Genomic DNA, 13,605 nt, shown 5'->3' with positions numbered 1-13,605 from the left:
GCGATCAGCCGACATTTCAGGTTGTGGAATGGAATTAGTCATAGCGGATCCTTGGGTCGAGTACTGCGTAAAGCAGGTCAACGATGAGGTTGGCAACGATGTAGATAATCACCAGCACAGTGGTGATCGACACGACGGTCGCGGGCTCGCCCTTAATGATCGACTGGTAGATCGTGCCACCGATACCGTTAATGCCGAAGATACCTTCGGTCACAATCGCGCCACCCATCAGCGCACCAAGGTCAGCGCCAAGGAAAGTCACGACCGGGATCATGGAATTGCGAAGCACGTGGCGAGTCATCACGGTACCGTCGCTCAGACCCTTAGCTCGCGCGGTACGGACGTAGTCTGCGCGAAGGTTTTCGCTCACGGACTGACGCGTCAGCCTGATCACATACGCGCACGACAGCGCACCAAGCACGATCGCAGGCATGAGCAACGCTTCAAATGACTCATTGCGCCCCACCGTTGCAGGCAACAGTCCCCACTTCACGCCGAAGAGGTACTGCATGACAAAGCCGATCACGAACGACGGGACGGCGATGACGATCAGCGATGCGACGAGAATCGTGGAGTCGAAGACACCGCCGCGGCGCACACCGGCGATCACGCCGAAGATGATGCCGAACACAGCCTCAAACGCCAGCGCCATCAAACCGAGCTTGATGGTCACCGGGAACGCGTTAGCCATCACCGACGCGACGGGCTGGCCGGAGAAGGTCTTGCCAAAATCGCCCATGAAAATGCCCTTGATGTAGAGCAGGTATTGGACGATAAATGGTTTATCAAGGTTGTATTCCGCTTCGATGCGGGCGCGGGCGGCCTCGGACAGGCCGCGGTCTCCGCCAAGCGCCTGTACGGGGTCGCCCGGCATGAGGAACACGAGGGCGTAAAGCAACAGAGTGGCCCCGAAGAAGACGGGGATCATTTGGAGCAGCCGCCGCCCGATATAACGCAGCATGGTTCCGGGCTCTCCTTTTCCATGTGAGTCGGGACGAAAACCAATTTTGAGTGTGAAACGAGTAATGACCCGCCGCAAAATGCGAACGGGCCACTTTGCGTGGTTGCTTAGGTTACCACCTAGTTTTTGGTGATCTGATGCAGCACCGGAAGTGAGCGCCAGGAGAACGCGACGTTCTCTACGTTTTCGGAGTAGCCACCTGCAACGTTGGAGTACCACAGCGGGATCGCTGGCAGATCCTCAAACAGAACCTTCTGCACCTCGTTGTACTTTTCAGCAGCAGCTTCCGGAGAAGCTGCGGTTGCTGCTTCTTCCAGCAGTGCGTCGACTGCCGGGTTGGAGTAACGCGCATAGTTCGAGGAAGCGCCCGTGCCGTACAGCGGGATCAGGAAGTTACCCAGCGACGGGTAGTCAGCGCTCCAGCCGGTACGGAATGCGCCCTTGACGGCGTCGTTGTCCATATCGTCGAGCATGGACTTGAAGTCCGGGTAGGCGTTGCCCACTGCCTCGATGCCGATGGCGTTGCGGATGGAGTTCGCAACAGCATCGACCCATGCCTGGTGGCCACCATCGGAGTTGTAGGAGATCTCCAGGTCACCGGTGTACGGGTTGATCTTGTCGGCTTCCTCCCACAGGCGCTTTGCCTCCTCCGGGTCGTACTTGAGCACGTCGACGCCCTCAAGGTTGTCGGAGTGGCCCGGGATCACCGGTGCAGCAAAGTCGGTCGCCGGGGTGCGGGTGCCGTCGAAAATGGTCTTGGTGATCTGCTCGCGGTCGATCGCCTTAGAGATTGCCTGGCGACGAAGCTTGCCTTCCTCGCCGCCGAAGTGCTCTTCGTTCTCGTTGATGGTGATCGACTGGAATGCAGCTGCTGGCTGGTTCACAGCGCGCTCGCCAAGCTCGTCTTCGAAGTTGGCCAGTGCAGAATCCGGCACAGCATCGAGCACGTCGAGATTTCCGGAGAGCAGGTCGGCATAGGCCGCGTCCTGCTGGGCGTAGAAGATGAAGTTCACGCCGTCGTTCTGCGCCTTGCGATCACCCTGGTACTCCTCGTTCGGCACCACGATGGCGTCCTGGTTGTGGTTCCACTCCAGCAGCTTGTAAGGGCCGTTCGAGATCGGGTTTTCGCCGTACGCTTCCATGTCGTCGAACGCAGACGGGTGAAGCGGCGAGAATGCCGTGTAGCCGAGGCGCTGCGGGAAGTCAGCCTCCGGCTGCTCGAGCTCGATGGTGAAGGTCTTGTCGTCGATAACCTCCAGGCCCTCGAGCGGCTTTCCGTCCTCGTAGCCCTTGATCGGCTCGAAGAAGTACGCGTTCATCTGGGAGTTCTCGACTGCGTAGTTCCACGCGTCGACGAAGTCCTTCGCCGTCACCGGGGTACCATCGGCCCACTTCGTGTCCTTCAGCGTGACACGGTAGGTCTTCTCACCCTCGAGATCGATGGACTCTGCGAGCTCGTTGTGGCTTTCGCCGTCCTTGTCGTAGTAGGTCAAACCTGCGTACAGGACATCGACGATGCGGCCGCCGCCAGTCTCATTCGTATCTGCGGGCAGCAACGGACGCTGTGGCTCGGAACCGTTGGTCAGAACGTAGTTTCCAGCTCCGTCGGCAGAATTGTCGGCGGAGCCACCACATGCGGCAAGGCCGAGCGCCAGTGCGCCGGCGCCGAGGGCGGCAACTGCTTTCTTGATATGCACCTTGACTCCTTGTGTCTTTTCATGTTTTCGCATGTTGTGCTGTCAAACACTCAGCGTGCTCTAAGGAGTCCACCACAATAAACGTAACCTCCCATAATCCGGCCGCCCCGCGCGTGCGGTCCAAGGGACCGAAAAATAGAAACTGCGCCGCCACAACCCAGGGGGGATGTGGACGGCGCGGTCGTTGCCGTTGTCGCGAATCTAATTCGCCAACAGCGGGGTGTTACTTCTTGGTGATCTGGTAGTAGAGCGGCACCTGGTTCCAGCCGAAGACAACGTTGTCAACGTCCTCGGAGTAGCCACCGGTCAGGTTCGAGTACCACAGCGGGATTGCTGGCAGATCCTTCAGCAGGATCTCCTGCGCCGCGTTGAGGTCCTTCACGGCTGCTTCCTGGTCTGCTGCACCGTTGGCCTTCTTCAGCAGGTCGTCGAACTCAGCGTTGGAGTAGTCGCCGTCGTTCGAGCCTGCGCCGGTGCCGTACAACGGGCCAAGGAAGTTGCTCAGCAGCGGGTAGTCTGCCTGCCAGCCGGTACGGAATGCGCCTTCGATGGTGCGGTTGGTCACGTCATCGCGCAGGGACTTGAAGTCCGGGTACGCGTTGCCCACTGCCTCGATGCCGAGGGTGTTGCGGATGGAGTTCGCAACAGCATCGACCCATGCCTGGTGGCCACCGTCAGCGTTGTAGGAGATGGTGAACTCGCCGGTGAACGGTGCGATTGCGTCGGCTTCAGCCCACAGACGCTTCGCCTCCTCCGGGTCGTACTTCAGTACCTCAACACCGTTGAGGCTGTCGGAGTGGCCCGGCAGCACCGGGGAGGTGAAGTCCGTGGCCGGGGTGCGGGTGCCGTCGAAAATCGTTGCCGTGATCTCCTCGCGGTTGATCGCACGCGAGATTGCTTGACGACGAAGCGCACCCTCCTCACCGCTGAAGTGGTCGGCCTTCTCACCGATCGTCATGGACTGGAAGATCGCTGCTGGCTGGTTCACTGCACGGTCGCCGAGCTCGTCTTCGAAGGTGGCGAATGCAGAGTCCGGGATGGCGTCGAGGACGTCCAGGTTGCCGGAGAGCAGGTCGGCGTAGGCGGCGTCCTGCTGCGCGTAGAAGACGTAGTCCAGGCCGTCGTTCTGGGCCTTGCGCGGGCCGTCGTACTCAGCGTTCGGGACAACAACTGCGTTCTGGTTGTGGTTCCACTCGGACAGCGTGTACGGGCCATTGGAGATCGGCTTCTCACCGTACGCCTCGATGTCGTCGTATGCGGACGGGTGCATCGGGAAGAACGCCGTGTAGCCAAGGCGGCTCGGGAAGTCAGACTCCGGCTGGGCCAGCTCGATAGTGAAGGTCTTGTCGTCGACAACTTCGAGGCCCTCGAGCTTCTTGCCCTCCTCGAAGCCCTTGATCGGTTCGAGGTGGTACGCGCCGAGCAGCGAGTTTTCTACCGTGTAGTTCCATGCGTCGACGAAGTCCTTGGCGGTCACTGTGGTGCCGTCGGACCACTTCGCGTCCTTCAGGGTGACGCGGTAGCCTGCGTCGCCTTCCGGCTCGATGGACTCGGCGATATCGTTTTGCACTTCGCCGTCGCCGTCGTAATAGACCAGGCCTGCGAAGATCTGGTCGATGATGCGGCCGCCACCGGTCTCGTTGATGTTGCCCGGTACGAGCGGGTTCTGCGGCTCCGAGCCGTTGACAAGAACGTAGTTGTCGCCACCGCTGGTGGTGCCTTCAGCGCCACCATCTGCAGAATCGTTTGAGTCACCGCAGGCGACCAGACCGAACGTCAGGGCACCGGCGCCAAGAATCGCCGCTGTCTTCTTCAGTTGCATGTGTTCTCCTTCGACCAAGTATGGAGCCAAGGAATGTCCTGTGGCTCACAATTTGGATGTCCATGTATTTCACCACACTTGACGGTCGCCCGTGGGGAGTTTCACAAATATCTTTTGAAACGCTGTGAGCATCGTGTGTCAGGAGGTACGTGCAATACACTCGAGGCCCGTGGCGTTTGCGTCGCAAAGCAGTTGCACCTGTATGAAAGGACCCTCATGGCCGGTGGCCTCCTCGCACTTCTCGACGATGTCGCACTGATCGCACGACAAGCCGCGGCAAGTGTCGACGATGTCGCCACCTTGACCGCAAAAACATCCACGAAAGCAGCCGGGGTTGTAATCGACGATGCCGCGGTCACCCCGCAATACGTCTCCGGTGTTACTCCGGCGCGTGAGCTTCCGATGATCTGGCGCATCACCAAAGGATCCCTGCGCAACAAGCTGCTGTTTATTCTGCCGGTCGCACTGCTGCTCAACGCGATTGCACCGTGGGCGTTGGTCCCGATCCTCATGCTTGGCGGCGCATACCTGTGCTTTGAGGGCGCGGAGAAGATCGCCCATAAGCTTTCCTCCGACGCCGAGGAGCAGCAAGAACAAGCGGTCAATAGAACAGAGCAGGACGAGGATTCTCTGGTCAACAGCGCGATCCGCACGGACTTGATCCTTTCCGCGGAGATCATGATCATCGCGTTGGACGAGGTCAAGGACCAGTCAATTTGGATGGAGGCCGCAGTACTGCTCGCGGTTGGCATTTTCATCACGTTTGCCGTCTACGGCGCTGTGGCACTACTGGTGAAGATCGATGACATCGGCCACGGCATGATCAAGCGTGGCAACGCACCGAAAACCGGTCACGCACTGGTGAAAGGCATGCCGTACGTGCTTAGCACCATCGGCGTTATCGGCACTGTTGCGATGCTCTGGGTCGGCGGTCACCTCATTGTTCGTGGCCTCGATGAGGTCTTCGGCATTGACTGGCCACACCACATCATCGAAAAGGGTCAGGAACTCGTCGGTGGCGGTGTGCTTGGCTGGTTCGTGGACACCGGCGTCTCGCTCGTCGTTGGCCTGATCGTCGGCTTCATCATCGTCGGCATCGTCACTGCTGTGGGCAAACTGCGCGGTGGTGACGCATCCGAGCGCTCCCAAGAGACTGCCCCGACGGACGCTGCGTAGGCTGCGCCTACAATGCGCCCATGGCACAAAAGCTTTACCCACTGGCTCCATCCACATGGGGTGCGGCCGTTGAAATCCCCGTAGATCACGTCTCCCAAGCGGCGTTGTTCTCGGATTTCGCTGGTAAGCGGGGCACCTCCTACGTGCCCGTCGTGCTTGAGGCGAACCCCCTCAACGCGTCGTGGCGTTTGCGGCTACACAATGCAGCATCGCAAAACAGCATGCTGGCTGGACCAGTGCTCGGGGAAGTTTCGCCACAGTGGCGTTCGCTTTTCGACGAGGTGGAGCGCGTCCACTCCTCAATCCTGAAACCCGTTGCCCTGGCGGCAGTGAAGTTGGAACGCGACATCGGCCAATTCGAGGTCAACTTGTTGCTGCCCGAGCCCCAGTTGGCGGTTCCGCGCAACAACGCACCTGAGACCGCCACTGTCCTGCGTGCCGGCGACATGTTGGTCATCGACACCACCGAAGGGGAATTTAACGCGGCAGATCTAGCACACCGCTCCCCTGGCCAATGGTTCGTCGGATTGCAAGCGCTCGGAGACACCGCCGTCGCGACCCTGGATGGCAAGGTGCTCGGCTCGCTTGCGGAGCCCGAGGTCGTCGAATGGGTTCGCTCCTACGAGCACGGCAACCTTTGGGCACGCGCAATCCTGCTCGACGGCATGGCGGCACTGGATGCCGCAAGCCCGGACGAAGGCACCGACACCGTCCCGCCGCTATCGGCGGCGCCGGCACGCCAGATCACGCCGTGGCAAGTGATCGACTTTCCAGACGGCAGCTGGGCCATCACCGTGGAGCGCGACGCAGCGATCGACCCCCAAGACACGGTGCACCCGAAGCACACCGCACGCTATGTCTCGCTTGAGGGCAAAGGCCGCCCAGACGAGCTCGACGCACCGACGGAGATGTTCGCGCGTCTCGACGAGACCGAAACACCCGACAAGCCCGCAGCGCCTGCAGCGCCCGCGAAGCGCCCGGACGCAACACGAGTTGCGCAGAACGACCGCCCAGAGGGCTACCTCACCGAGGTGGAGAAGGTCCAGCTCAGGAGGCGGAACCGGAAGCGTCGTCGTGGCGGAAGGCATCGTCGATAAGCAAAAGCTCCTATGGTGGGAACCGTAACGAACCCGAAGTTTAAGGAGCAATCATGGCTGACCATGGACCGAATCCGTACGTCGTTGACATTGAAAAGGCGACGCTTGATAACGAGGCGTTCCGCGACACCCTGTGGACCGGCAAGTTCCTGCAGCTGACCGTCATGACCATCCCGCCGGGCGGCGAGATCGGCGCTGAGATCCACGACGGTCATGACCAGTTCCTGCGCCTCGAAGAAGGCGAGCTGCGCGCAATGATCGGCGCATCCGAGGACGACCTCGAAGTCGACGAAGTGATCAAGGATGATTGGGCAGCATTCGTCCCGGGCGGCAAGTGGCACAACTTTGTCAACGAGTCCGACAAGCCGGCAAAGCTGTACTCCATTTACGCACCGCCAGAGCACAAGCCGGGCACCCGTCACGAGACCAAGGCGGACGCCGATAACGACCCGGATGAACACGACGCTGTCTAATCCAAACACAGGCAACGTACAGCAATAACGTCACGGCCCCGAGCACCTGCCGGGGCCGTTTTCGTCTGCTACATTCTAAGGGCTTATTCACACGCAATTCGACATCTTTGTTTAAGAAGGCCCTCCCATGCGTTTCCCCTCTCGTCGCAACGCTTTGCTGTGTGCTACCACCGCAGGCAGCTTGCTTCTCGCCGGTTCCGTATGCGCCCCCGCGCACGCTCAGTCCAGCCTGAGCTTTTCTAGCTCGTCTGGTTCGTCCGGCTCGTCGCGACCCTCATCACCGTCAAACGAGTCCTACACGTTCCCGAAACCACCTGAGAAGCGTGCGTCCGACCCTGTGACCATGCCCGACGGCACAATCGTGCAGGTGATGGACGATGTGCTGGGCAAGTATTCGAAGCACGTCGGGTTTAAGGACGGCGACCTGGGTGCGATGGCGCCACTGAACAACAGCAAGGAGTTCGCCATGATCTTCGGCGACTCCTTCCGCGAATCCATCAAGGGCCCCAAGAACGAATGGTTGAGCCCGGTTGGTGTTGTGGCGAAGATGAACGACGACGGGTTCATTGAGATTGTCCGCCCCCTGAACAACGGACGCCGTGTGGAAAGCCTGGTGTCGTACCACCACACCGACAACCTGACGCTTATCCCGTCGGATGTGATCAACCTCGACGGCACCTTGTACATGCAGGGCATGTGGAACAAGGGCATCGGTAACGTGCTCTACACGGAGATCTGGAAGTCCACCGACAACGGCCAGACCTGGAAGTCGATTTCCAAAACCCCAACGAATTACATTCCGGGAGGCCTCGGCGACCTGATCACCTGGGAGAAGGGCCCGGACGGCTACGTGTACGTGATGTCGAGTGCCTTCACCCGCAAGGAAAAGGTTTTCCTTTCGCGCTTTAAGCCGCAGGACATTGCGGATCGCAGCAAGTGGGAGCTCTACGACTACTCCGAACCCGACGCCGACAAGAAGTGGAGCAACGTCGCTGCCCCAATTCTGTCGGACGGTGTCAAGGCCGGCGAGATGAACCTGCGCTACATCAACGGTCACTGGGTGCTCGTGATGTTCAACGAGGAGAAGCTGGCCATCGAGGTACGCATCTCCGACACGCTTGAGCAAAACTGGGACAACGTGCCCGTGGCGACGATTGCCAAGCACGGCTCCTGGCTCAGGCCGCAAAATCCCAAGAACTGGTCGCAGCCTTACGGCGGCTACATCGTGCCTGGGTCCACGATTGACAACATGGACATCGTCGTCTCCCAGTGGAACACCGGCACGAACGACCGCTACATGTCCACCCAGTTCAACGTGAAGGGCCTGGACACCTTCTTCGGCATCAACATGGATGAGGCTATCGAGGACGACAAGGTCCTGGAGGTCGAAGAGCACGCCGCCACCGACACTCCGGACATGCAATCCGAGGAAAACCTGGTCCAGAGCAAGCCGGAAACGCTCCTGTCCTCCGAGGACAACGACGCTCTGCGCACCACAGGCATCGTGTTGGGCGTCGTCGCCGCACTTGGCGCGGCTGGCATGCTGGTGTTCCCGTATGTGAAGGACCAGATCCCGCAGCAGGTCGTCGATATGCTTCCGCCTCAGATTCGACAGATGCTCGGCCTCTAGCCACCCCTGGGAAAGCCCAGTATCATCTCGGCAGTGACTGTCCCTGTAAAGCGCTCGCCGTGGCCTGCTCTGTGGAGCATGATGCTGGGCTTTTTCATGATTTTGGTGGATTCCACCATCGTCTCCGTAGCCATCCCGGCGATCTCTGACGGGTTGGAGGCGTCCTATAACGAGGTGTTGTGGGTCAACAGTGCTTACCTGCTCGCCTACGCGGTGCCGCTGCTGATCACGGGGCGTCTCGGGGACCGCTTCGGGCCGCGCACGATCTATCTGATCGGCCTGACGATCTTTACTGTTTCTTCGCTGGCGTGCGGGTTGGCGGAAAGTTCGGCTGCGCTCATCGCCGCCCGCGCTTTCCAAGGTTTGGGTGGCGCGCTGGTGACGCCGCAGACGATGTCGGTGATGATCCGCACATTCGCGCCGAAAGAGCGCGGCGGCGCTATGGGTGTGTGGGGTGCGACTGCCGGCCTTGCCACGGTGACCGGACCTCTGCTGGGCGGTGTGCTTGTCGACGCCGCCGGGTGGCCCTGGATCTTCTACGTCAACGTCCCAATCGGCATCATCGGACTCATCCTGGCCTGGGTATTTGTGCCGAAGCTGGAGCAGAATAACCGCCACTTTGACTTGCTTGGCGTGGTGCTCAGTGCGCTTGGCATGTTCTGCCTCGTCTTCGGCGTGCAGGAAGCCCAGCAGTTCGGCTGGGACTGGCGCGTGTGGACCCTGCTCGTCGTTGGCGTTGTTGCGATGGTGTTCTTCTTCCGCTGGCAGTCACGCCAATCCACGAACGCATTGGTGCCGCTTGCACTTTTCGACGACCGCAACTTCTCCCTCGCCGCCTTCACCATCTCCACCGTCGGCTTCGCGGTATCCACTTATGTCATTCCGTGGATGATCTACATCCAAACCGTCGGCGAGCTCTCCCCCACCCACGCCGCATTGCTGATCTTGCCGTCTGGCTTGGTCTCCGGGGTGTTGTCGCCGTACATCGGCAGACTCACCAACACGCACGACCCGAAGCCGTTCGCCATAGCGGGAATGACGCTGGCGGCGCTAAGCATCGGCGCAACCGCACTGATCACAACACCTGGGGTTGACCCGAACTGGATGTATGCCATTTCGGTGGTGTACGGCGTGGCCAACTCGATGATGTGGGGGCCACTTTCCATGATTGCCACCCGCAACCTGAACCCGAAGTTGGCGGGTGCCGGTTCGAGTGTGTACAACACCACCCGCCAGATTGGTGCAGTGATCGGATCGGCGGCGATTGCCGCGATGATGTCCGCGCAGCTCGATTCGCGGTTGGGTACACACGCGGGTGCGAACGGCGGCGCCGCGGAGACACCGCCAGCATCGCCAACTGCATCGCCAACGCAGGTTTCCGGCCCCCTGCCGGAGTTTTTGCACGAGCCGTTTGCGGCTGCGATGGCAACGTCGATTTGGTTGCCGTGCCTCGTTATCGCCGCCGGCGCTCTGACTGCCTGCTTCTTTGCAAAAACCAAGTCCTGGGGCAGCGCCTAGAGAGGTAGGACCGTAGCGGAACAGCGCCTAGGTTGGTGCGCTTAAGGGCGCGGCATGATGCGGACGCGATCCCAGTCACCGTGGTCATTGAGCACGTAGGCCACGCGGTCCGAGTTTGAGCGGTCGTCCCAAAGGTTGAAAAATTCGAAGTGGTTCGGCTCGACGCGCCAGAGGTTGAAGCGGTCACCATCGACAACGCGCGACGCAGCGCCGCGGATGCGCACTGCCCGGCGCATGGGCTGCCACCAGAAATTCAGCGCAGCGGCCCAGCTCTTTTCAAGCTGGTCTACCTTCGCCGTTCCTGTCGCGGTTCCGAAGTGGAAGCCGTCGGAGTTGAGGTACAACAGGTCAACAACTCGCGCATCGGGCTGACCGTTGTCGTCCACCGTGGCCACGGTTACCGCAGTAGGGTCGCCGACTTCGTTCTCAACGGCTTCTTTAAACCACGTGGCAAACAGTTCGTTCGGGTCCGCAGGAATATTGTCGGGATCAAACTTTCCCAGCGAGATATGTTGCTTGGGTAGCTCACCGATATAATCCTGCGACAAGTAGATCATGCAGCGATCGTAACAACTGGTCCGACCCTGTGCTGGTATTTCCCTTATGAACTCCCCACGGCGTAAACCTCGTGCGCCAAAGCGACGCATCACGGGCACCTACCCCATTGCTTCAGGCCACGCGGCCATCATCGCGGATCCGGACCGCGACGGTGGCTACACGTTAGAGGTGAATAACGTCCCGTCGTCGTATGTGGTGCCCGGCGCGCCCGAGGTGTTGGAGTATGACTACATGCGGTGGATCGCGGGGTTTATCCAGGGGTTTGTGGAGGACCGGCCCCTCGCGCCGTTTGCTGCGTTGCATCTGGGTGCTGCGGGGTGTGCGTTGCCGAGTTATGTGCAGCATCGGTGGCCGAGCAGCAACGTTGCGGTGGAGCTGGATGGTCAGTTGGCGCGGTTGGTGCGCGATGCGTTTGATCCGCCGGTGGCGATCAAGGTGGCGGAGGCGCGCGCGTTTACGCATGCGTTGCTGGAAGGTTCGGTGGATGTGATTGTGCGCGATGTGTTCGCTGGCCCGGACACGCCCCGCCCACTAACCACGGTGGAGTTTTATCGGGCAGTACATCGAGCGTTGTGTCCAGGTGGGTTGTTTGTGGCGAACATTGGAGATGCCGCTGGTCTTGCACGCACGCGTGCGGAATTAGCGGGTTTGAGCGAGGTGTTTCGCCACACCATGGTCGCGGCAAGTGCGCCGGTGCTCGCCGGCGGCGCGTACGGCAACGTGGTGGTCGCGGCGTCTGATCAGCCGTTGCGGTGTTGTGCTGACGTGCCGTCGAAGTTGGGGCAATTGCTTATCGACGACACCCCGCCCCACCACGACTAACCCACCGCAAGGGACTTCAGAGCCGTAACTCAGTGCCCAGCGACGGCTGGTAGAGCGCGGCGTATTCCGCGGTGAGTTCTTTGAAGTGCGGGGATGTGACCTCGGCTAACGCTGCGATGTAGTCCGGCACCATGGCCTTGGGAATACGCAGTCCCATGGTCAGGTGCGGGATCCAGCGAGCGCCGCGACCGTCCGGGTTGGCGGCGCTGACGCGCTGGGCTGCCGTGTCGAGGGATTCGGGGCCTTCAAGCAGCCAGGCCACGGTTTGTTTGGATTTGGTGCCGAAGACGACGACCCCGGTTCGTCGTAAAGCAGCTGGCAATTCTGGCGGCAGGATGACTGCCGCCTCCCCGATAGCGTTGCGGTGCATTGTCGGTGCGAAGGTAACCGAGATGTGCGGCCGTTGGTGCTGCTGCGGGAAGCCCCGCTCCGCGAGCTCCGCGTAGATCTGCCGAACTGCGCGTTCTTCCTCCTCCGGGATGCGCAACAAAATATTCTCGGGTGACACGCCAGTAGCGTACCTATTTACATGCGTATTGTGGCTGCATGAATCCTTTCGAGCGCGCGCTGGCCGCCGCACCCGATTACGTTCCGTCGTATTTATCCAAGGTTTCACCGGGGGACTTTTCGCTTATAGGCGACACCTGGCAGATCCACGCCCGCACCTACACCGGCGGCGACGCCGTGTACGGTTTACGCCTCGGCGAGGACGACACTGTGGAATCCGTGACCATCAACGGTGTTCTCACCCGTGATATCCCCGAGTTGCCGCAGCGACCGGTGACGCTTCTGGACTGGTACGACGCCATCGTCTACCTCGACGGCTGCGGGCGCGAAGCCGACCGACAGGATCCGCGCTGGCACGGCGACGATCTGGATTCCGAACTTCAGCGCGCCGAGCACAACGTGGTCGAGGTGTCCTACACCCCAGTGCGCCTGGAAGCGTTCGCGGACCCGAAGGCCTGCGAGGACTATCTCAACCGTGTCCTGTGCTCCAGCCCAGTGCGCGTCGAGGTGCGCGAACTGTTCTGGCCGGGCAATGCGACACGAACCGGGCTTGGGGATGCCAGCCTGATCGCCGACACCGGCCACCCCGACGCATACTCCCCAGGCCCCTACACCACCTCGATCGAGCCAAACCAGTGGTACGAGATCCTCCAGGACATGGGCTACGCCTCCTACGTCTACGCCCAGTACATGGACGCCGCCGCAAGCACCCAGCCAACCCAGTGCGGTGCGGCGACCGCGTACCGGATCTCCGACCTGCCCGAATACGTCACCTTCGAACCGTCGGCTGAGTACAACTGGTGGGCACTGTGCTTTCCCGACCTGAACTTCATGCTCAAGGTCTCCCCTGACGCCACGCTGCTGTACATCACGGTGGATAACAACGGCGGAAGTGTGGTCGTCGAAAATAAGCACCAAGTGCCGTACGCCAAACGCCACGAACTCCAGGAACGATTCCAGCGCAGGTGGGGGCATCTTGCCGACGACTCCATCCCGCACACCGACGCCGAAATCGACACCGCAATCGCAACCGCGCTCAAAGCCATTGGGGGTAAATAATGAGCACACGCTTCACAACCGACACCGTCGATTCGCTGCCACCGATGGACACCAACGACGGCTGGTCCCACAAGGGCTGCAACTGGACCAACGCTCCGTGTGGCGACACCGCACAGTACTTCGTGTCCTACCCCTGCCCCGAGCACGGCTCAGCGCACGCGGGTGAAACGCTGTTGTTCTGCCCGCGCCACTACGCACTCAGCCTGCTGTACGTGGCCGAGGTCGCCATGCCCGACGGCGACCAGGACTTCGCAGACCTCGTGCTGGAGCACGGGGCGCTCTAGG

General features: G+C 60.8%; 13 protein-coding genes. 8 read left to right on the top strand and 5 right to left on the bottom strand.

Features of this window, described 5'->3' with window-relative positions; translation table 11 throughout:
- Nucleotides 1-34: 34 nt before the first annotated feature.
- The 3 genes from CCOY_RS04835 to CCOY_RS04825 all read right to left on the bottom strand — a co-directional run bounded on the left by CCOY_RS04835 (nucleotide 35) and on the right by CCOY_RS04825 (nucleotide 4,480).
- Nucleotides 35-961 (bottom strand): ABC transporter permease, encoded by a 927-nt coding sequence (locus CCOY_RS04835; RefSeq protein WP_070421623.1) that lies wholly within the window; start codon nucleotides 959-961, stop codon nucleotides 35-37.
- 119 nt (nucleotides 962-1,080) lie between these two features.
- Entirely contained in the window at nucleotides 1,081-2,658 is a 1,578-nt protein-coding gene (locus CCOY_RS04830; protein ID WP_070614097.1) for a peptide ABC transporter substrate-binding protein, read from the bottom strand.
- Between the two features lie 223 nt (nucleotides 2,659-2,881).
- Nucleotides 2,882-4,480, bottom strand: a complete 1,599-nt coding sequence (locus CCOY_RS04825; protein WP_092102120.1) for a peptide ABC transporter substrate-binding protein — start codon at nucleotides 4,478-4,480, stop codon at nucleotides 2,882-2,884.
- A gap of 216 nt (nucleotides 4,481-4,696) precedes the next feature.
- Between CCOY_RS04825 and CCOY_RS04820 the strand changes: the two genes are divergently transcribed.
- From CCOY_RS04820 to CCOY_RS04800, 5 genes are all read left to right on the top strand, one after another.
- The gene (locus tag CCOY_RS04820) at nucleotides 4,697-5,656 is read left to right on the top strand and encodes a DUF808 domain-containing protein (RefSeq protein ID WP_092102117.1); all 960 of its coding nucleotides are present in this window, start codon (nucleotides 4,697-4,699) and stop codon (nucleotides 5,654-5,656) included.
- A 20-nt stretch (nucleotides 5,657-5,676) separates the two neighbouring features.
- A complete protein-coding gene (locus CCOY_RS04815; protein ID WP_070816866.1) occupies nucleotides 5,677-6,753 on the top strand; it encodes a hypothetical protein in 1,077 nt (358 codons plus the stop codon).
- Between the two features lie 53 nt (nucleotides 6,754-6,806).
- Nucleotides 6,807-7,226: a cupin domain-containing protein gene (locus CCOY_RS04810; RefSeq protein WP_070421628.1), complete on the top strand. Its 420-nt coding sequence runs from the start codon at nucleotides 6,807-6,809 to the stop codon at nucleotides 7,224-7,226.
- Between the two features lie 127 nt (nucleotides 7,227-7,353).
- Nucleotides 7,354-8,856, top strand: a complete 1,503-nt coding sequence (locus CCOY_RS04805) for a DUF4185 domain-containing protein (protein ID WP_092102114.1) — start codon at nucleotides 7,354-7,356, stop codon at nucleotides 8,854-8,856.
- A 33-nt stretch (nucleotides 8,857-8,889) separates the two neighbouring features.
- Complete coding sequence (locus tag CCOY_RS04800; RefSeq protein ID WP_244268711.1) at nucleotides 8,890-10,374, top strand: DHA2 family efflux MFS transporter permease subunit; 1,485 nt, start codon at nucleotides 8,890-8,892, stop codon at nucleotides 10,372-10,374.
- A gap of 41 nt (nucleotides 10,375-10,415) precedes the next feature.
- Here the strand turns inward: CCOY_RS04800 and CCOY_RS04795 are convergent, their stop codons facing one another.
- Nucleotides 10,416-10,931, bottom strand: coding sequence for a pyridoxamine 5'-phosphate oxidase family protein (locus CCOY_RS04795; RefSeq protein WP_070452676.1), 516 nt, complete (start codon nucleotides 10,929-10,931; stop codon nucleotides 10,416-10,418).
- A gap of 46 nt (nucleotides 10,932-10,977) precedes the next feature.
- Between CCOY_RS04795 and CCOY_RS04790 the strand changes: the two genes are divergently transcribed.
- A complete protein-coding gene (locus CCOY_RS04790) occupies nucleotides 10,978-11,754 on the top strand; it encodes a spermidine synthase (protein WP_143028467.1) in 777 nt (258 codons plus the stop codon).
- Between the two features lie 16 nt (nucleotides 11,755-11,770).
- Here the strand turns inward: CCOY_RS04790 and CCOY_RS04785 are convergent, their stop codons facing one another.
- Entirely contained in the window at nucleotides 11,771-12,262 is a 492-nt protein-coding gene (locus CCOY_RS04785) for a 2'-5' RNA ligase (protein WP_092102102.1), read from the bottom strand.
- Nucleotides 12,263-12,300: 38 nt separating this feature from the next.
- On the opposite strand from CCOY_RS04785, the gene CCOY_RS04780 reads away from it, so the two are divergent.
- Complete coding sequence (locus CCOY_RS04780) at nucleotides 12,301-13,320, top strand: hypothetical protein (protein ID WP_092102099.1); 1,020 nt, start codon at nucleotides 12,301-12,303, stop codon at nucleotides 13,318-13,320.
- On the top strand, nucleotides 13,320-13,604 hold the full coding sequence (locus tag CCOY_RS04775) for a hypothetical protein (protein ID WP_092102095.1): 285 nt from the start codon (nucleotides 13,320-13,322) through the stop codon (nucleotides 13,602-13,604). Before CCOY_RS04780 ends, CCOY_RS04775 begins: the two co-directional genes overlap by 1 nt.
- Nucleotide 13,605: the final 1 nt, after the last annotated feature.

The sequence above is a fragment of the Corynebacterium coyleae genome (genome assembly GCF_030408635.1).
Taxonomy (GTDB): Bacteria; Actinomycetota; Actinomycetes; order Mycobacteriales; family Mycobacteriaceae; genus Corynebacterium; species Corynebacterium coyleae.
This window is presented reverse-complemented; position numbering and strand designations above follow the sequence as displayed.